The 16,871-nt window shown below is 61.9% G+C and carries 19 protein-coding genes and 1 pseudogene; 8 read left to right on the top strand and 12 right to left on the bottom strand.

The window, feature by feature from the left end:
- Positions 1 to 38: 38 nt before the first annotated feature.
- The 3 genes and pseudogenes from BLT08_RS01375 to BLT08_RS01365 form a co-directional block, all read right to left on the bottom strand.
- On the bottom strand, positions 39 to 1,229 hold the full coding sequence (locus BLT08_RS01375; RefSeq protein WP_090303007.1) for a glucosamine inositolphosphorylceramide transferase family protein: 1,191 nt from the start codon (positions 1,227 to 1,229) through the stop codon (positions 39 to 41).
- A 260-nt stretch (positions 1,230 to 1,489) separates the two neighbouring features.
- On the bottom strand, positions 1,490 to 1,774 hold the full coding sequence (locus BLT08_RS01370; protein ID WP_090303006.1) for a DUF5808 domain-containing protein: 285 nt from the start codon (positions 1,772 to 1,774) through the stop codon (positions 1,490 to 1,492).
- Between the two features lie 128 nt (positions 1,775 to 1,902).
- Positions 1,903 to 2,522, bottom strand: a pseudogene (locus tag BLT08_RS01365) (pyroglutamyl-peptidase I family protein).
- 90 nt (positions 2,523 to 2,612) lie between these two features.
- Here BLT08_RS01365 and BLT08_RS01360 point away from each other — a divergent pair.
- Positions 2,613 to 2,843 (top strand): YgaP family membrane protein, encoded by a 231-nt coding sequence (locus tag BLT08_RS01360; protein ID WP_090303005.1) that lies wholly within the window; start codon positions 2,613 to 2,615, stop codon positions 2,841 to 2,843.
- 43 nt (positions 2,844 to 2,886) lie between these two features.
- On the opposite strand, the gene BLT08_RS01355 is transcribed toward BLT08_RS01360, so the two are convergent.
- Genes BLT08_RS01355 through BLT08_RS01345 form a run of 3 tightly spaced genes read right to left on the bottom strand, consistent with a single transcriptional unit; the run spans position 2,887 to position 5,134 of the window.
- Positions 2,887 to 4,626 (bottom strand): bifunctional N(6)-L-threonylcarbamoyladenine synthase/serine/threonine protein kinase, encoded by a 1,740-nt coding sequence (locus tag BLT08_RS01355; protein ID WP_090303004.1) that lies wholly within the window; start codon positions 4,624 to 4,626, stop codon positions 2,887 to 2,889.
- 54 nt (positions 4,627 to 4,680) lie between these two features.
- Positions 4,681 to 4,815, bottom strand: coding sequence for a 30S ribosomal protein S27ae (locus BLT08_RS01350; RefSeq protein WP_006090065.1), 135 nt, complete (start codon positions 4,813 to 4,815; stop codon positions 4,681 to 4,683).
- 1 nt (position 4,816) lies between these two features.
- Entirely contained in the window at positions 4,817 to 5,134 is a 318-nt protein-coding gene (locus tag BLT08_RS01345) for a 30S ribosomal protein S24e (protein WP_006090066.1), read from the bottom strand.
- A 206-nt stretch (positions 5,135 to 5,340) separates the two neighbouring features.
- Between BLT08_RS01345 and BLT08_RS01340 the strand changes: the two genes are divergently transcribed.
- Entirely contained in the window at positions 5,341 to 5,931 is a 591-nt protein-coding gene (locus BLT08_RS01340; protein ID WP_090303003.1) for an outer membrane protein assembly factor BamB family protein, read from the top strand.
- A gap of 2 nt (positions 5,932 to 5,933) precedes the next feature.
- On the top strand, positions 5,934 to 6,731 hold the full coding sequence (locus BLT08_RS01335; protein ID WP_090303002.1) for a hypothetical protein: 798 nt from the start codon (positions 5,934 to 5,936) through the stop codon (positions 6,729 to 6,731).
- 62 nt (positions 6,732 to 6,793) lie between these two features.
- On the opposite strand, the gene BLT08_RS01330 is transcribed toward BLT08_RS01335, so the two are convergent.
- A complete protein-coding gene (locus tag BLT08_RS01330) occupies positions 6,794 to 7,876 on the bottom strand; it encodes a WD40/YVTN/BNR-like repeat-containing protein (RefSeq protein ID WP_090303001.1) in 1,083 nt (360 codons plus the stop codon).
- Between the two features lie 152 nt (positions 7,877 to 8,028).
- Here BLT08_RS01330 and BLT08_RS01325 point away from each other — a divergent pair, with 152 nt between their 5' ends.
- Entirely contained in the window at positions 8,029 to 9,555 is a 1,527-nt protein-coding gene (locus BLT08_RS01325) for an ATP-binding protein (RefSeq protein WP_245724127.1), read from the top strand.
- 20 nt (positions 9,556 to 9,575) lie between these two features.
- Here BLT08_RS01325 and BLT08_RS01320 read toward each other — a convergent pair whose 3' ends face one another.
- Entirely contained in the window at positions 9,576 to 10,310 is a 735-nt protein-coding gene (locus BLT08_RS01320) for a helix-turn-helix domain-containing protein (RefSeq protein ID WP_090302999.1), read from the bottom strand.
- 382 nt (positions 10,311 to 10,692) lie between these two features.
- Here BLT08_RS01320 and BLT08_RS01315 point away from each other — a divergent pair, with 382 nt between their 5' ends.
- Together BLT08_RS01315 and BLT08_RS01310 are read left to right on the top strand one after the other, a co-directional pair.
- Positions 10,693 to 11,016: a hypothetical protein gene (locus BLT08_RS01315; protein ID WP_090302998.1), complete on the top strand. Its 324-nt coding sequence runs from the start codon at positions 10,693 to 10,695 to the stop codon at positions 11,014 to 11,016.
- Positions 11,017 to 11,263: 247 nt separating this feature from the next.
- Positions 11,264 to 11,491, top strand: coding sequence for a DUF8106 domain-containing protein (locus BLT08_RS01310; RefSeq protein WP_090302997.1), 228 nt, complete (start codon positions 11,264 to 11,266; stop codon positions 11,489 to 11,491).
- Positions 11,492 to 11,510: 19 nt separating this feature from the next.
- Here BLT08_RS01310 and BLT08_RS01305 read toward each other — a convergent pair whose 3' ends face one another.
- The 3 genes from BLT08_RS01305 to BLT08_RS01295 form a co-directional block, all read right to left on the bottom strand.
- The gene (locus BLT08_RS01305; protein ID WP_090302996.1) at positions 11,511 to 12,512 is read right to left on the bottom strand and encodes a DUF7972 family membrane protein; all 1,002 of its coding nucleotides are present in this window, start codon (positions 12,510 to 12,512) and stop codon (positions 11,511 to 11,513) included.
- On the bottom strand, positions 12,509 to 12,703 hold the full coding sequence (locus BLT08_RS01300; protein ID WP_006090074.1) for a DUF4177 domain-containing protein: 195 nt from the start codon (positions 12,701 to 12,703) through the stop codon (positions 12,509 to 12,511). Before BLT08_RS01300 ends, BLT08_RS01305 begins: the two co-directional genes overlap by 4 nt.
- Positions 12,704 to 12,906: 203 nt before the next feature.
- Positions 12,907 to 13,878 carry a sensor histidine kinase gene (locus BLT08_RS01295; protein ID WP_245724126.1) on the bottom strand — a complete coding sequence of 324 codons (972 nt, stop codon included), beginning with the start codon at positions 13,876 to 13,878 and terminating at the stop codon, positions 12,907 to 12,909.
- 152 nt (positions 13,879 to 14,030) lie between these two features.
- On the opposite strand from BLT08_RS01295, the gene BLT08_RS01290 reads away from it, so the two are divergent.
- Positions 14,031 to 15,077, top strand: coding sequence for a sensor histidine kinase (locus BLT08_RS01290; RefSeq protein ID WP_090302994.1), 1,047 nt, complete (start codon positions 14,031 to 14,033; stop codon positions 15,075 to 15,077).
- Between the two features lie 86 nt (positions 15,078 to 15,163).
- On the opposite strand, the gene BLT08_RS22805 is transcribed toward BLT08_RS01290, so the two are convergent.
- Positions 15,164 to 15,307: a hypothetical protein gene (locus tag BLT08_RS22805; RefSeq protein WP_175529209.1), complete on the bottom strand. Its 144-nt coding sequence runs from the start codon at positions 15,305 to 15,307 to the stop codon at positions 15,164 to 15,166.
- A gap of 612 nt (positions 15,308 to 15,919) precedes the next feature.
- On the opposite strand from BLT08_RS22805, the gene BLT08_RS22405 reads away from it, so the two are divergent.
- Positions 15,920 to 16,750, top strand: coding sequence for a hypothetical protein (locus BLT08_RS22405; RefSeq protein WP_139171250.1), 831 nt, complete (start codon positions 15,920 to 15,922; stop codon positions 16,748 to 16,750).
- Positions 16,751 to 16,871: the final 121 nt, after the last annotated feature.

The raw sequence follows: 16,871 nt of genomic DNA, 5'->3' as shown, positions 1-16,871 counted from the left end.
CGGTGGCTCCCGAGCGAATATAGCCGTCGGTTCGCCGATCACCGCTCGGCGTCGACGTACATCCCGATCGCCCAGTGGTTATCCGAGAGCACGGACTGTCCGAACCCGACGTTGCCGTCGACGGCACACCGCCAGCCGTCGCCGGTATGCCAGGCGTCGACGTGATGCATCCGGCCGGAGGACCAGCCGAGCAGCGAGTCGGAGCCCTCGAGAATCGGCGATTCCGCGCACTCGCGGTCGGCGTAGGCCGTCGGCGAGAGCGCAGTGATCTCGTACGCTCGAACCTTGTCGCCGTACTGTCGACGACAGTCCTGGTAGAAGACGAGCAGCCGATTGTCTCGGAGGATGGGTCGGCCGGCGGGTCGCGTCGCGCTCGGCCGATCGGTGACCACGGGATTCGCGGCGTGTGGCGTCCAGTCGTCGGCACGAAGCGACTCGCTGTGATAGACGTGAATCCGGTTCTCGTAGACCGAGTCACCGACGATCGCCCACCAGCGCTCCTCCCAGTGGAAGAGTATCGTATCGTCCGTTCCGTGGTCGTTCGCAACGGGCGTCGCGACCGGCTTCCACGCCGTCGGAAACTCGACCGCCTCGTACAGCGTGACCGTCGTGCCGTCCGGACCGCCCTCCTCCGGGACCATGTAGCGCCTGCCCTCCCACTCGAAGACGTACGGGAACGAGAGGTGCTCGTCCGTCTCGAGCACGATCCGATCGTACTCCCAGGTGAAGCCGCCGTCGGGACTCGTCGCATGTCCGATCGCCGCCGGCGGCGTTCGATCCCGATTCAGAACCTCGAAGAACATGTGCCACTCACCGGTGTCGGTGACGAACAGGAACGGGTCCGCGACGAAGTCGACGGCGCCGAAGTCGGTGACGTCCCTCGCGGTGAGTACCGGGTTGACGACCGTCGGATCGGGTTGTAACTCGAGCGGATCCGTGGCAGGTGCGTCGCCCGACGGTGCCCGCGGAGACCGCTGGGTCGTCCCAACGCGGCCGCCGTCGGACGCGACCGACGTCGACGTCGTTGGGGTAGCGCCCGTCCGAAGCCGCCGTCGAATTCGACGTGCGAGGGTAGGACACGTCTGATGGACGAACCGGCCGCAGTGCCAGGCCGCTCGAGACACCGTCCGCGAGTCGATCGCCGCCGAGCGTACTCGCTCAACGATCGACGGGCTGTTGGACGACTCCGGGGCGGCGTCACCGACTCTCCGTTCGTTCTTGCGGGACACTACGCGTGAGTGTCGCCACTGGTGACCATTGTTATCCGCCGGTTGTTTCGGCGTCTCGAGAAACGCGAGGGGAACGTGGTGGATAACTCCCCACCTACCCTGAAACCGAGTCGACAATCCGACGGCGGATCGGACGGACTACCGCCCGAGAAATCGATTCGTGCCGGCTCGATCAGGCGATCGACTCACAGGCGCGTTGTCGACGCGATCGACGGTGCGCCCGAAACGGTTCGCCCCCGTCTGCGATCGGCTCGCAGCGGTTAGTTATCGTCTTCGTCGACGATGACTTCGACGGGTTCGTCCTCGCGCTCTTGGCTCTGGTCGGCGGCACCCTGTTCTTGCTGCCAGAGGAGCGCGCCGGCGACGACCACGACGACCCACGATCGCCAGTTGGCGAGGTTCAGCGTGTAGCCGACACCGAAGGGCTTCTCGACGAGCATTCCTTCGCCGGGCTGCCAGTACGACGAGAGCATGCGGCCCATGCTGGGTCGTTCGAAGTTGTACGGTACCCCAAGAATCTCTCCGGAACTCGGCTTGTCTGCCATGCGCGAACGTACATCCTCCCCGGATATGAGTATTGGGTACTCGTCTCTCTGCTCGCAAGGACCCCTTCTGTGGTAGTTGCGGACCGCTATCACCGCACTTGTTTTCGTTTCGTATCCGTCTGTACCCGTTACCGTTCCGCGACCGCGGTCTCGAGCCCGGCGACGAGTCCGTCCGCCATCGCCTCGAGGGCCAGACTGGGCTCGCCGTCGTCGCGTTCGGCCGCCTGCTCGTGCGAGAGCGGAACGTGGACGAACCCGGCGCTGAACTCCCGATCGCTCGTTTCGACGAGATGGCGCGCGGCTAGAGCAGGTTGTTGCAGGCGTGCGTTCCGGCGTCGGTCGACAGCGTCGTCGGCACGCCCGCCTCGAGCATCGCCTCCTTCATCGGTCGTAGCGGCAGCGTCGCGAAGTAAGCGTCCGGACCGTCGTCGATCGCCGGCTCGTCGACCACCGTTCGATCCTCGTTGTCTGGGATTCCCGCGGTATCCCGGAGGTTGATCCCGACGCGCTCGAGCGAGAGCGCGTTCCGACCGGCGGCCAGCCCGAGTCCGCAGACGATATCGGGGTCGTGCTCGTCGACCGCGGCCTCGAGTGCCGGGCGGACTCGGTCGAAGACGACGGGGAGTTCGCGCCCGACAATCGTCGCGTCGCCGACGGTCGTCCCGTCGAGGCGGTTCGCGAGCTGGCTCGCGGGGTTGGATTCGAACTCGCCGAACGGTTCGTAGCCGGTGAGAAGAATGTCGGTCATCGGTCGAATCTGTACCCAACGGGCTATCAGTTCCTCGATTCGGAGCGGTGATCACGAACGCTTTTCGTTGAAACTACCGAACGGAAGCGTATGAACCGAAACGTCGGCGGATTCGATCGCGTACTCAGAGGCGTGCTCGGCATTTGGCTCGTCGTGATCGCTGTTGCAGCGTACTCCGAGGACAAACGCGAACGCGCCGCAATCGCGGCCGTCGCGGGACTCGGACTTCTCCAGAACGCGCTAACCGGTTTCTGCGGCGGAAATCTGCTGTTCGGACTCGATACGACCGCCGGAGAGGACGACGCCTGTTCGCTCGAGTAACAGGAACCCCTCCACTGCGTACCAGTCGTCGCCGCCCTCGCGACTACGTACTGTCCACGTACCGACCCCGTCCCTCCACGTCCCGCAAGCGCTCGAGCACACTCTCCTCGCCGATCTCGCGGTAGCCCTCCCGGACCGCCTCGCGCAGCGGTTCGGGGTCGTCCGCGGTGCCGACGAGGCTCTGGTCGAAGACGTGGACGTCCATCGCGTAATCCTCGACGTGGTCGGTGTGGTAGCCGAGGCCGAAATCGATGAGAAAGGTGCGGTTTGGATCCGGCTCGCGGCTGTTGGCCGATCGTTCCTCCGAAGACCCGTCGTGTCTCCCGACCCGAACGTTCCGCGTCGTCGGATCCCCGTGGACGAACCCCGCCCGATGTAGTCGCGCGAGGTGGCGACCGACGTCGCGAACGCGTTCGGCCGTGAGCGCGTCGCGGAGGTCGGCGTCGCCGACGTACTCGAGTTCCAGTCGCGCCTCGAGCGGATCGACGTCCGACAGCACCGGCGTCGGCACGCCCTCGCGACGGGCGAGACTCGTCAGTCGGGCCTCGAGGGTCGTGCGTTCGCGCCGGAGACGCTCGTCGAGTTCCGGGTGGCGGTAGGTCTTCGACTCGCGGCGTTTCGTGACCCGGCCGGCGTCGGGGTCGAGGGAGACGAGCGCTTCCGCGCCGCGAACCTGGGTTTCGCCGTCGGCCCGCCCGACTGCGAGTTCGGGCTCGTCCGTGCGCCAAACGACGGGGACCTGATCGGGCCGGTAGTTCGGGTCGACGCGCGAGTCCTCGAGCGCCAGCGTCTCGCCCGCGTCGTACATCTTCGCTCCGAGCACGGCGATCATCCCCGCGTTGTCCCGCAGGAATCGGGGCTCGGGGGCGTGAAAGTCGGCGCCGCGCTGGTCACACATCGCCTCGAGCATCTCTCGGAGGCGGGCGTTCTGTCCGACGCCGCCGCCGAGGACGAGTTCGTCGCTGCCGGTCAGCGAGAGCGCTCGTTCGGCGACTTCTGTGAGCATCCCGAATATATTCTCCTGGAGGGAGAAGCAGATGTCCTCGATGGGGGTCCCACCGTCGGACTCACGACGCTCGTCCGACGAGCCTCCGCTCGCACTGCTCGCGGAGACACCGTCGTGTGCCTGTTTCGCCGCGCTCATAATCCCCGAAAAGGAGAAATCCATCCCCTTGACGACGTACGGGAGGTCGATGTACTGGCCGTCCTCGGCCGCCGCCTCGACTTTCGGTCCGCCGGGGTGGGTCCAGCCGACGTGGCGGGTGAACTTGTCGATCGCGTTGCCGACGCCAGTGTCCATCGTCTCGCCCAGCACGCGATACCGACCGTTACGGTAGGCTAGCAGGTGCGCGTTCGCACCGCTTGCGTTCAGGCAGACGGGGGAGTCAAAGCCCGAGGTGTGGCGGCCGATCTCGAGGTGGGCGACCATGTGGTTGACGCCGACGAGAGGGACCTCGAGCGCCTGGCTCAGCGCCCGTGCGGCCGTGCCGACGATGCGCAGACAGGGGCCGAGACCCGGACCCTGCGAGAAGGCGACGGCATCGATCGGTGCCTCGTCGGCGGGGCCGTCGAACGTGTTGTGGGCGTGCTCGAGTGCGGTCTCCACGACGCGGGGAATCGCGTCGTGCATGTGTTCGGCGGCCTCGCGTGGATGGATGCCGCCGCTGTCGGGTTCGTAGGCGTCGCTCTCGATGAACACGTCGTCGGTCGCGCCATCGAAGACGGCCGCGCTGGCCGCCCAGGCGGTGCCTTCGATGCCGAGAATTCGGGTGTCAGAACTCACGTGTAGGTATCCGGCTGTACGATCGGTCGGAAGAGTGGAGCGGAACGGTTCCCGTTATTCCCACTCGGTGTAGCCGCACTTGCCGCAGTGGGTGCGGTCGCCGTGGTCCGCGAGGAAGACGTCGCCACAGCGGGGGCACTTCTCGCGCTCCGTGGTGCCGTCGTCGTTGTAGAGTTCGTGTCGTGCCATTTCAGGCCTCCTCCGCTTCCGGTTCGGCGTCCTCTTCGGCCGCGCCGATCTTGTTGCGCTCGAGCATGTGGTCCTGCTCGACGTCGCGGGCGTTGTCGGCCGTGTCGTAGACCTTCGCCTGGCCGACGGTCTTGCGCATCCCGAACTTGGTGTCGAGTTTGCGGACGACGACCTCGTCGGCGTCCTTGTTCAGTTTGGCCGCGAGACTGTCGCGAACCTGCAGGCGCGAGGGGGTCGCGTCCTCGTGGGTCAGTTCGAAGGTAACGTCCGTTCGATGCAACATGGGGTTCTCCGTTTCGGAGATGATGTCGACGTCCATGATATCACTCAGTTACACTACTATCCCCGTGTAGCGCCTAAAAGGATTTCGAAGCATGCAGCCGATTGCACGGGTACTCGAGTCGGTCTCTCCGTCGGCCGGCGAGAACGCCGCTCCGTCGAGTGCGCCGACGCTGACGGACGCCGTTGAATTCGGCCCGAACGAATGAGAGTGTTTACATGTTGCGTGGACGAACCCCGTCGGTGATGCCCTCCAGACGACACGTACTCGCTGGCGGCGGCCTCGCCCTCGCGGGGGTCGCCGGCGGCCACCAGCTCGTCGACGGACCGATCTCACCCGGAGCGACGACCGAGACCGACTGGCCGATGGCGCGGTACGACTCCGCCGGAACCGGTCACAATCCAGCCGCTTCGGGGCCGAAAGACGGCGTCGACGTCGCGTGGCAGCGTGACAGGGAGTCGCCAATGCACGGGCTGGCGGCACCGATTCTCGTCGGAGAGACGCTATACGTCGTTGGCCGAGGGTCGCTCGTCGCGTTCGATCGGACCACCGGCGACATTCGATTCGCACGGGACGGTCGCTACTGGTCGACGCCTGCTCGAGCCGAAGCGAGAGCCTACCGACACGACACGCTCGCCGTCAGCGGCCGCGAGGGGATTCGCGGAGTGAGCGCCGGCGGCGGCTACGCGGCGTTCGGGCGGTCGATCGACGCCGAGACGGGCGACAGACGGTGGACCTACGAGGAACAGACCTACTTCACGCAGCCGATCGTCGGCGACGGCGTGTTGTACGTCCTCACCGACGAGGGACTGCTGGCCCTCGAGGAGGCGAGCTAGCCGTGTTGCGCGACCGAAACGACGGGTACAACCGGCGGGCGTGGTCCGTGGTGCCCGTCCTCTCGGCAGCCGTCGGTCGGCTCCGTCGGAACCCGTCCGTGCTCGTTCCGTTCGCCGTCGCGGGGATCGTTCTCTCCGTCGTCGACGCGCTCCGACGGCGCGATCCGATTCCGGCCCTCGAGTACGACGGCCTCGACGAAGCGACGGTCCACGTCGAGTTTCCTGGCTATCCGACCGGCGTAGGGCAGACGACGCTGCCCCTCGAATCGCTCGTCGGACTCGAGGCGCCGTATTTCGTGTGGGGATTCGGACTGTACGTTCTCTCCGTGCTCGCGGTCTCCCTCGCCGGCGTTATCGCGCTGACCCGTCTGCTGGACGGCGAAGCGCATCTCGGACCGCTCCCGTCGTATCTCGTGGTCGTCGTCGGAATCGACCTCGCACATCGGCTGCTCGGCTCGGTCGGATTCCTTCAGGAGATGGGGGTGCTCGGACTCGTTCCGCTGGCAGCGTTGTTCGCCGTGGTGGTGTGGCTCTTTCCAGTGCCCGGACTCGTTGCCGCTGGCGTGTCGCCCTGGACGGCGATCCGACAGGCCGGCGCCTGGACCCGGGGCGTTCGCTGGTCGGTGCTCGGACTGATACTCGTCCTCGGAATCGGCACCTGGCTTCTCACCAGCGTTCCCGTCATCGGCGCGTTTCTGGGTAGCGCGCTCATCGCTCCGGTTCACGCCGTCGCGATCGTCTCGCTGTTCGAACACCGCCGTGGTGGATTGGCCGGGACGCCGATCGAACCGAGACGCTAAGCCACGGAAACCGTTTCCACACCGATCGCGACGGTGTCCTGTGATTTCGGGTTCTTTGACCCTCAGTGGCTCCGATAGCCCTCGAGAACGGCCAGCCCACGCGGCGTCTGCGTCTCGAGTTCCGACGGCCAGTCGATATCGACGCGCTCCCAGCGGCCACCGAAGTCCTCGCTGACGAACAGGCCTCGGTTGTTCACGGCGTAGACGACGCCCTTCTCGTCGGTCGTGTCGAAGACGGCGCGGACGACGCCCTCGCCCGTCGGCAGCCCGTGATCGTCGAGTCGGTCCCACGGCTCGTCGTCGGTTCGGCGGTAGACGTACGACTCGGCCGTCTCGGCCGTGTGGGCGCTCCGAGCGCCGCTCGCGCTCGAGACGATGATCGAGTCCGGATCGCCCGGGTCGGCGGCGAGACCCCAGCAGTAGGTGTGCTCGAGGCCCTCCTGGGGCTGTGTCCAGGACTCGCCGCCGTCGTCGCTCTCGGCGTAGCCGTCGCCCGCCGCGGTGTAGACGCGGCCCTCTCGGTCGGGGTGGATCGCCAGCGTGTGGTTGTCCCGACGAGAGCCCTCGGGCCGTTCGTGCCAGGTCTCGCCGCCGTCGGTGCTCAGGACGAACGCGCCGGCCTCGATGCCGACGTAGAGACGGTCGGGGTCGAACGGGTCGACCTCGAGCCAGCGGACGTGATGGGTGTGCGGGCGCGGCGGGAAGTACCACTCCTCGGCGGAGGGGAGGTCCGTCAGCCCCGGGAGCAGGGTCCAGGAGTCCCCACCATCGGCGGAGCGGTAGACGCGACTCGGCTCCGTGCCGGCGTAGACCACGTCCGGGTCGTGGGGGCTGATCGCGAGCGACATGACCGCGTCGCTGACGAACTCGGTCTCGAGGCGCTCGAACGACGGGGCGTCCGCGTCGGCGCTCGGTTCGTCCACCTCGTCGCTCGAGTCTCCCGTCCCGTCGTCCGCCGCCTGCGCGCGAAAGAGTCCGTCTTCGAAGGTCCCGACGAAGACGCGATCCGGGGCGGCGGGGGAAGCCGCGACGCACTCGAGGTCGTGGCCCTCGAGGTGGGTCGTCACCGTCCAATCGGCGTCGGTCGGTCCGTCTTGCGTACACGCGAGGAGTCGATCGCGGAGTGCCGCGTAGAGGGTCGACATAGTTGACTGGACGGGCGCCAGCTACAAACGATGTAGGGTGGCGATGCGGGAGAGACGACTCGAAGCGGCTCGATCATCATCTCGACTCGGGAGAGCCGTACTGAACTCCGTTTCACGACGGATCTGTCGACGGGACTGCCAATTGATTTATCGTGACCGTTCCCCCATCGGCTACTGTCACGCCGATGAACTCGAGTGCTCGCCTCGCGATTTCAGCGGTTCGCGAGTACTCGGTTTCGATCGTCGGAATCGTCCTCCTCGGCATTGTTGGCGCGTACGCGTTCGTGTTCGGCGGCCCCCTCACACTGCTGGTCGTCGAACTCCTGGTTCCGGGGGCGATCGGCGTAGCTCTCGTCTGGTACGGGCTCCGATCGCAGGCTCGCGAGAACGGAACGCAGCGGGTGGATATCGTCACCGTATTCTCAGTTACCTGCGGTGCAATCGTCGCAACGTTCTGCGCCTGGAGCATCTACCTCCTCTCGATCAGGGCTGGATTTACCGGCGGGTTCGCCCAGCCGGTGCTCAGTGCGCTAAGTACCGGTATCGCCTTCGGCGCGGTTCTCGGCCACATCTACGTCGAGTTCGCCCACCACTATCGCGAGAACGCACAACTGTCCCAGGCCATCGACGCCTCGATGGACGGCATCGCCGTCGTCGTCGACGATAACCACGCCTACGCCAACGACGCCTACGCCGCCCTCTACGGCGTTCGAAGCGCGGCGGCGCTCGAGGGAACACACTGGGAAACGCTGTACACGAACGCCGCCCGGTCCACCATCGAACGCGAAGTCCTCCCGGCGCTGGACGAGCGGCGCTACTGGCGGGGAACGCTGACCGGCAAGCGCGCCGACGGGACGGCCTTCCCCCAGGACGTTACGGTGAGCGCTCTCGAGTACGGCTCCGTCGTCGTCGCACGCGACGTCTCGGAGCAGCGCGACCGCGAACAGCGCATTCAAGTGCTGAACCGCGTACTTCGGCACAACCTCCGGAACGCCGTCACCGTTATCCAGGGCCACGCAACCCTCGCGGGTGAGCGGGACTCGACCCTCGAGTGCCGTCACGTCGCCCCCATTCTCGAGGAGATCGACGATCTGATGACGACGGCCGACAAGGCCCGCGGCGTCGAGCGGACGCTCGAACGGAACGGCGCGGCCGAACTGGTCGAGACGACGGCGGTGGTGCGGTCGGTCGTCGACCGCGCGCGAACCGCGTACCCCGACGCTCGGATCATCACGCAGGTCGAGGAGCAGAGATCAGAGGCGACCAGGCCGTGCGTCGACGGCAGCATCACCGACGCCCTCGACGAACTGGTCGCCAACGCGATTCAGCACAACGGGCCCCGCGACGACGACAGTTCGACCGGGGAGGGTGGCGACGGTCCGACCGTCGAAATCGCCGTCCGTACCGTCGCGTACGAGACCGAGTCCAGACTCGAGTTCACGGTCACCGACGACGGCAACGGCATTCCCGACGCCGAACGGCGGGCGGTCCTCGAGGGTCGGGAGACACAGCTTGAACACAGCTCCGGACTAGGCCTGTGGCTCGTCGCCTGGATCGTCCAGAACGCCGGGGGCGACCTGCGCTTTGCGGATCGGCCCGGTGGCGGCACGATCGTCACGCTCTCGTTCCCGCAGGAGCAGTCGGTCTCGGCGGACGCGGCGACGCGAGCGGCTCCGTAACCGGACTCGGCCTCGACCGTTTATCGCCTCGACGGCGGCCTCGGTTCCGCGTTCGATCCGGTCTCCGACGTCGAGTTGTGCTCTGTGGCCGACGTACCGCCGGTGATCACCGTCGACATGAGCTGAGACTCGATTCGACGAAGGTGCTGGCCGACGGTACCTGCCGAGCAGCCCAGTCGCTCGGCGATATCCTGATAGGTCACCTCGCGGGGTTCCTGGTAGTAGCCTGCCTCGATCGCGACGGAGAGCACCTCGCGCTGGCGCTCCGTCAGATCGGTCAACGGCTGTCCGTCGGAGGGGTCGTACCTGCCGAGACGTTCGATCTCGAGGTCGACGGCGTCTCGCGTCTCCGCGACGAGCGACTGCAGTTCGCTCTCGCAGCCGATCTGGGAGACCCGAAGACACGCGTTCTCGGGCCCGGTATACTCCATCGGATAGTCGAGCAAGACGGCGTGTCGCCGGTGGATCTCGAAGAGCGTCGTCGTCAACTCGCTCGGCTGGTAGTGCATCTGCAGGATCGTGTTGCCGTCGACGTCGCTGAGCAGGTAATCGAAGATCTTCGAGTCGGGATGCTCGAGTGCGCTGATGATGTCCCCTCGGTCCCCTCGGATCTCACGTCGCGTGACGATCGTCCCGTCGGTGAGGAAGTCGATGTCCTGTATCGTTCTGAGGGTGACACCGCACTCGCGCAACAGCGCTTCCCCCGGATCGAAGTACCCCTGTTGTGGCGTGAGTACGTATGTCACGTATCGCATATCGCGTTTCAATACTGTGCTGACTAATAATATTTCTGGTTGGCGAGATATTGAAGAAAGAGTGTAACGTAAAATTACGAAGTATAGGTTACGGCCAACGGCTATTGGCAGTCGTTGGACTCCGTCGTCGGGAGGGGGAGACGGAATATTTCGGTCACAATGAGGATCAGGGCCAGTTCGGGGGTGACATCGCTCGCGCTCGTCCGGAAGCGAGGGTCGCTCGAACGGCGAAAACGTTGCGTACCCAACGGTCTCGATGGACAGTGCTCGACTCGGACGCGGTCGACCGCGCCACTCGGATCCGGTCGTGTTTCGCGGTAGTCACGATGCCGAGACTTCCACCAGAATTAATACACCTCGAACACCAACCGATTGGCCGACAATGACCGACCGGCCGCCGTCCCCGCAATCGCCGACCGCCCTCCCCGCGACCGCCACCGACGAAGACCGTATCGTCGCAACGACACCCCAGCTCACCGCGCGCATCGAAGACGCGGTCGGCTGTCGACTCGACGAGAGCGTCCTCGAGGAGTTGCTCCTCGAACTCGACCGCGGCGAGTACGTCGAGTGGGTGACGATGACTCGAAACGGCGAGTACGTCTGGGATCTGACCGACTCGCCCGACCGGATCGCCGACGCCGTGGCGACGGTCGTCGTCGAGCGCTTCGAAGGGTGGCTCGAGGCCCAACTGACCGGGAGCGCGTAGTCGACGACGGCAGCGCTCGAGTCGGATCGTGTGCAGCCGTCTCGACCCCGTGCACGCTCGTCTCGGGTACGTCGCAAGTGACCGACTCGAGCATGTCACTTACGGCCGTCTCGAGACGAGGGCCATCGACGCGTCGTTCGAAAATTCGTGCGAGATAGTCTCACTGTCACAGGATTGATAGCCGCTATCACACGTCGAACACGGCTGACACCAACGGGGTTATGTCCACCCGGTTCGGACCGCTGGTATGACACTCCCCGCCTCCACTACCGACCCCCTGATACCCGATAAGACGACGCTGTACTGTTTCGACTGCGGCCACGAGAGCCCCATCGAGGGCGACTGGAACCGGCGACCGAACGGCGACGCGGTCGACTACGACTGCCCGGTCTGTCGGACGACGATCACCAGCCGACCGAGCCGGGATCGCCGGCCGGCCGGTGACGCGCGGTTGCTGCAGTGCTCGAGCGACTGATCGACCTGTTTCTGCGAACTCAGTCCCCGCGGAGGACGAGCGGCCCCATCGCGGACGTTCGTTTTGCGATCGTCGCCAGCCGGAGGATGTAGGAGACGAACAGCAAGAACGGCAGGACACAGATCGTGTACGCGGCACAGATGACCCACAGCCAGACGTCGATGCCGAGGAGCGTGCCGCTGATCGCGGTCCCGTCGACGAGCATCACCATGCCACCCGCAACGACGAGCGCCGGCACCGCGAGATACAGAATCCCCTGCGAGAGTTTGACCAGCGACCACTGGAAGTAGAGCGTCTTGATGTACTCCCGGGCGGGGCCGTACATCGTGAGCGCCTCGAGCGTTTCGCGTCCCGCCTCGCGTTGTGCCGTCGTGAGGTGGTCCTCGTGTTCGTCCAGCAGCCAGCGAAGATCGTACATCTTCCGGTCGTAGTTGTAGTTCAGCGCGGCCTTCATCACGGCGAAGGAGCCGAAATCGGCGTTCTCGAGCTGGTCCGTTGCCACCTCCGCGTTCTCGAGCAGGTCCTCGACGTACGCCTCGGTGTGCTCCCGGAAGTCTTCGTCGTCGCTCTCTTGGACCGCGTTCTCGAACGCGCGAGCGCGGTCGCTGGTCGCGTCGATGAGTTCCTTGAGAAAGAGCGCCGGATTGGCGGGACTGGGAAACTCGAGCAGCTCGTCGGTGTTCTTGTAGAAGTCCATCGCGAGGTCCATCCGCTGGCGCTGGCCGCCGAGCGGGCCGATCTCCTGGGAGAGGACGAGTTGGTTGATCGAGACGACCAGCGTGGTCCCGGTGATGAGCGCGCCGATCAGCGCTTGAAAGGACATCTTGACCCAGTCGGTGGTCAACAGCACCTCCTGTGCCGACGGCGGGTTCGAGACCCCCCAGAGCAACAGCGCGCCGAAGATCCCGGCGGCCATCGCCCCGGTGAGCCACCACCGATTCGCGTTGAGCAACACCCAGAGCTTGTAGCGGTTCTCGTGGGCCCGGCCCCGCATCGTGTTATCGGTCGAGAAGTCCTTCATGCGTCCTCGAGCGACCGCTCGAAGATCAGGTACTTCGTGCCGCCGCCGTCGTAGGAGACGGTCTCGACGAGTCGCCACCCCTCCGCGGCCAGTTCGTTGAGTCGTTGCTCTGGGTTGGCGGACTCGCGTTTCGTGAGTTCCGTGGGGGGCTCGACGGCTTTGTACTCCCAGTCGGCGGACTCGCTGGTCATTTTCGTAGACGATCACTCGGTGACAGGTGATGGTTGTCCCTGCAGTTGATAGATGTATTTGGGTGCGGGGGTGGATAGTAGCTCGAGAGCGCTCTGTGTTCGGCATGACTGGGACCGCGGACCTGACTCGAACCGATCCCGCTGTCTCGGTGTGAGATCTAGAGGAGAGCACGATAGTAACCGTTGGAGGGGCCAGTGTGCAGTTACTGCAATTCGAACCGAGCACCGCCCTCTCGCGATTCCATAAGCGCAACTTCAAACCCATGATCGGCGGCAATTCGACCGACAATCGTCAATCCGACGCCGTTCCCACTGTAACCTGTCGTAAACCCGTGTTCGAACACCTGCTCTCGTTTCTCTGGTGGAATTCCCGTTCCAGTATCCTCGACGTAGAATCCGCCCCCAGTGGGGCCGACCCGGACAGTTACATCCGTTCCACCATGGCCGACCGCGTTTCGAAGCAGGTTTTCGAAAAGTGCCTGAAGTTGGCTCCTGTCGCCCTGGATGGCACAGTTTTGCGTTTCAAGAGAAGCTGACTGTGTATCGATGAATTTCCAGGCCTCTCGTGCGACCTCAGGTAGTGAGACAGATTTGCGGGTATTTGACGGGGTATCGGTTCGAGCGAGTGCGGTGAGATCTACGACGAGATCCTCTACTCGTACCAACGCGTTCTCGATTCCATCTAAATAGCTGTCGTCGCCCGTCTCGCGATATTGCTCGAGTTCACCGACTGCAATCGCTAAGGGATTTTGAAGGTCGTGAGAAACCATACTCGCAAACTGATCGAGGCGCTTGTTTTGATCGGCGAGCTCCGCCGCTGTCTGGCGAGCTTCGGTGACATCTTGTGTGACTAAAATGCCGTACGGCTCGTCGCCAACACGTACTGATCTCGTCTCAATATGGTGGATCTGGCCCTGGTATTCCGTGTCGAACGACCGAGAGCCTCCTGCAATCGTAGCGTGAAGGTTCGGTTTAAGCACGGCAACTGTTTCGTCTGGAAAAAGCTCATCAACGTGTTTGCCGACCATCTCTGTTGCGCTCCGTTGTGAGAACGGGAGCGTCTCGGGGCCAACAATACGATAGCGAAGGTCAGCATCGAACAGTACTAATACTCCGTTTGGAAAGTTTTCAATCAGCGTCCGGTCACCGTGCGACGGTGGATTTTCGTCTTGCATGAGTGTCCTTAGTATGCAATAACTCGATGTTTCATCTGTTAAGGGTGTTGGCCTGGTGCCTAAAGTGAAAGTACCCATATGAATTGAGAAAACCAATAGGCAACCGTTTCCTCAGTTCGCTTGTTTATATAAGTTTAATTACTATAGGAGGTATGTCCGATTTGAAGAATGTTGTACTGCCGAACTCTTTCGATGATTTGAAGATTGGAGTCACGTTGCACGAACCGGAAACAGGAGAAATACTCGACGTAAACAAGCCGCTGGAACAATTATACGGCTACACTCGAGCAGAGTTACGGGAAATGGAGGTCGGAGACTATACGGCGTCCACAAAGCGGTTCACCCAAGAAAAAGCGGTCCGTCGAATTCGGGCAGCAGCTGACGGGGAGGAGCAGGTATTCGAGTGGCAAATCGAACGTGCTACCGGTGAGTTAGTCTGGGTTCGTGCATGTCTGAATCGCACGACGATCGATGAGACGACATGCGTTGTCGCAGAGATTCGGGATATTACGGGATATAAGGCTCGAGAACGACGATTGCGACTCCTCAACCGAGTTATTCGGCACAACCTACGAAACGAGACGAACATACTCATCGGGTACGCCGATCGGCTTAAAAGTGCAGTCGAGGAGGAGACGCTCGAGGAGGAAATCGAGACCATCGTGGATATCGCCATGGAGATCGGAACGTTGAGCGACTCGATTCAGCAGGTCGAAGAGATCGCGGAACCCGACGCAACGGAGCGATCGCCCACGAAGGGGAAACGACTGGTCACGGAAGTCGCTACGGAGATCCAATCGGAGTATCCAGACGCCGAACTGACTGTCGATATCCAATCAGACGTCTTCGTGAACGCTGATAGGGGACTCCACTACGCTACGAAGCACGCGCTCGAAAATGCGATCGTCCACAGTGACGATGCGGATCCCGCTGTCAAAATTTCGGTCACCGAAGAGACCGACACTGGTCGGGCAGTGATTCAAATTGTCGATACTAATGAAACCATTCCAGCCGTCGAAATTGACGTGCTCAAAGAGGATGTAACGGCGAGCACCACCTTTCACGGGTCCGGCGTTGGCCTCTGGGTGATGCAATGGTGTGTCGATTCGCTCGGGGGTGAACTCACCTTCGAAGAGGGGTCTCCCGAAGGGAATATCGTTCGCTTTGTACTGCCACAGACCGATCGGTGTGTGCAGTAGCACGTTCCGTATTCACCGTTCGGGGATCGCAGTGCAGTCACGGTGTCGTCGCTGCTTTCAACGACGGTCTCTCACCCTCGTACCTGCTACTCGAGCGACTCCGGCACCACCCGACAGCCACAGGGCGAAACCCTGGCCGTCATCGGGCCGGCGACCACCGCCATCGTGATCGGCTCACCACAGCGCGGGCAGTCGGGGAACGTCGGGGTCGCCTCGGACTCATCGGCCATCGGTTCTGGCGCTCGAGGTAAGGGGTGGACTCGAGACCGCGGTATCCGGCGCGTTCGCTGTTCGGAACGGTCGATACGACGCACTTGCGGGACGTTTATGTCCCGGTAGAATGTACGCAATCATGGCTTTGAATCCCGTGATGGGGATTTGGAAGCCACGTCTCGGGTGTCTTCAGCACCCGGGGCATTTCAGCGCATGCCCCCTGCGGCGGATCGGAGTCGTTGCTTCCATTCTGAATGTCAGTCTAGTATAACTTATAGCTATTGTTCCTGGCCGGATCGAGTTGTGTCTCGGTATGAGATCTGGTCGTGAATACGGCTCGTCTCTCCTCGTTTTTTGGTTCACTCGAGCGGTTTTTGCTTATAAAGAGAGGGTTGAATGCGTCGTGATCGATGCGAGGACCGGGGCGGTCTCGTGGGCTATTGGCTGAATATGAACACGACAGTACTCGGCTCGTGTTCATATTGGGGAAACCATTCTTCGCAACATTCAACCGCAGGGGGAAGACAGCCTAATTCAGATTCTCCTAAACTATCCGCTGGGACAGTTATGATTAGGTGGTTAGATTACACCAATAGTGTTTATCTATTGTAAGCAAAATACCTAGAAACATGACTACCATATTCTTGGAGAGAGGAACTCAACTATTACAGGAAATATTGAACGTTCTAAACCAAAACCAAGGTGCTCTTTCTGTATTATTATCCTTTCTTCTTGTTATCGCGTATATCGCACAGTACAGAAGTATGGAAAAACAGCGAGAGATACTGGAAGAGCAGACTAAACTTTCCCACCAGCCTGTTATTGCAATTGACAAATGGTACATTAAAGATGATGCACTTTTTTTCGAACTGTCAAACATTGGTTCTGGGACTGCTAAAGATATCGAATTGGCAATTTTGATTGCACCACTTCCTGAAAACACAGATACACACTTAGATCGAACGATAAATTCTGAAGAAATAATTTGGAATGAAGTCAATCAGATACAAGAGCAAGAATACATGGCTGAGTATGGAACAGAAGTTAGCCACCAGGTTATAGGAAGAGGGGCACTGCGTGCTGGAGAAACTGGAGTCACTGTGTTCGCTCCTTATTCAATTGTGATAGAATGTTGGGATCCTGAATCAAACGACCATGTATTCTATAGTGGTTTCGACAATTTCAAAGAAACGAATTTGGACGAGGAAGAGGATCACTACGTTAATACTGGGAATGATCTGTTCAAATTCCAAGTTTCATTCAAATATTCCAATAGTTTATCTGATGTGATCGAAGAAAAGCTAATATGGTCGCAGAAATTCAACATACACGAAGTAGATTCACTTATGGATATTGTGAAAGCAGAGAACGTCCGTGACGAGGACCCAAGGGAAACTATTCAACCTCAAAACCTTCGCCAGCCGTCCAGCTTTTATAACAATAATAGTGGTGGGAGATAACACCAATATTCGTCCCACCACAACGACGGTCTCACGTCTGGAGTTGCGTCATCGTACAACCCTAGTGAGAGAGATAATGAACATGGCTACTTGTAGCTAAAAGTCTGGAGAAAACATCAAT

This window comes from Natronorubrum texcoconense (assembly GCF_900100335.1).
Lineage (GTDB): Archaea > Halobacteriota > Halobacteria > Halobacteriales > Natrialbaceae > Natronorubrum > Natronorubrum texcoconense.
The sequence above is the reverse complement of the archived record's forward strand: the minus strand, read 5'-3'. Positions and strand labels throughout refer to the sequence as shown.

What these genes read in the sequence shown, in the direction of transcription:
- BLT08_RS01370 (WP_090303006.1), bottom strand. Translation starts at nt 1,774, where the DNA reads ATGGCAGACAAGCCGAGTTCCGGAGAGATTCTTGGGGTACCGTACAAC.
- BLT08_RS01360 (WP_090303005.1), top strand. Translation starts at nt 2,613, where the DNA reads ATGAACCGAAACGTCGGCGGATTCGATCGCGTACTCAGAGGCGTGCTC.
- BLT08_RS01350 (WP_006090065.1), bottom strand. Translation starts at nt 4,815, where the DNA reads ATGGCACGACACGAACTCTACAACGACGACGGCACCACGGAGCGCGAG.
- BLT08_RS01345 (WP_006090066.1), bottom strand. Translation starts at nt 5,134, where the DNA reads ATGGACGTCGACATCATCTCCGAAACGGAGAACCCCATGTTGCATCGA.
- BLT08_RS01340 (WP_090303003.1), top strand. Translation starts at nt 5,341, where the DNA reads ATGCCCTCCAGACGACACGTACTCGCTGGCGGCGGCCTCGCCCTCGCG.
- BLT08_RS01330 (WP_090303001.1), bottom strand. Translation starts at nt 7,876, where the DNA reads ATGTCGACCCTCTACGCGGCACTCCGCGATCGACTCCTCGCGTGTACG.
- BLT08_RS01320 (WP_090302999.1), bottom strand. Translation starts at nt 10,310, where the DNA reads ATGCGATACGTGACATACGTACTCACGCCACAACAGGGGTACTTCGAT.
- BLT08_RS01315 (WP_090302998.1), top strand. Translation starts at nt 10,693, where the DNA reads ATGACCGACCGGCCGCCGTCCCCGCAATCGCCGACCGCCCTCCCCGCG.
- BLT08_RS01310 (WP_090302997.1), top strand. Translation starts at nt 11,264, where the DNA reads ATGACACTCCCCGCCTCCACTACCGACCCCCTGATACCCGATAAGACG.
- BLT08_RS01305 (WP_090302996.1), bottom strand. Translation starts at nt 12,512, where the DNA reads ATGAAGGACTTCTCGACCGATAACACGATGCGGGGCCGGGCCCACGAG.
- BLT08_RS01300 (WP_006090074.1), bottom strand. Translation starts at nt 12,703, where the DNA reads ATGACCAGCGAGTCCGCCGACTGGGAGTACAAAGCCGTCGAGCCCCCC.
- BLT08_RS01295 (WP_245724126.1), bottom strand. Translation starts at nt 13,878, where the DNA reads ATGCAAGACGAAAATCCACCGTCGCACGGTGACCGGACGCTGATTGAA.
- BLT08_RS01290 (WP_090302994.1), top strand. Translation starts at nt 14,031, where the DNA reads ATGTCCGATTTGAAGAATGTTGTACTGCCGAACTCTTTCGATGATTTG.
- BLT08_RS22805 (WP_175529209.1), bottom strand. Translation starts at nt 15,307, where the DNA reads ATGGCCGATGAGTCCGAGGCGACCCCGACGTTCCCCGACTGCCCGCGC.
- BLT08_RS22405 (WP_139171250.1), top strand. Translation starts at nt 15,920, where the DNA reads ATGACTACCATATTCTTGGAGAGAGGAACTCAACTATTACAGGAAATA.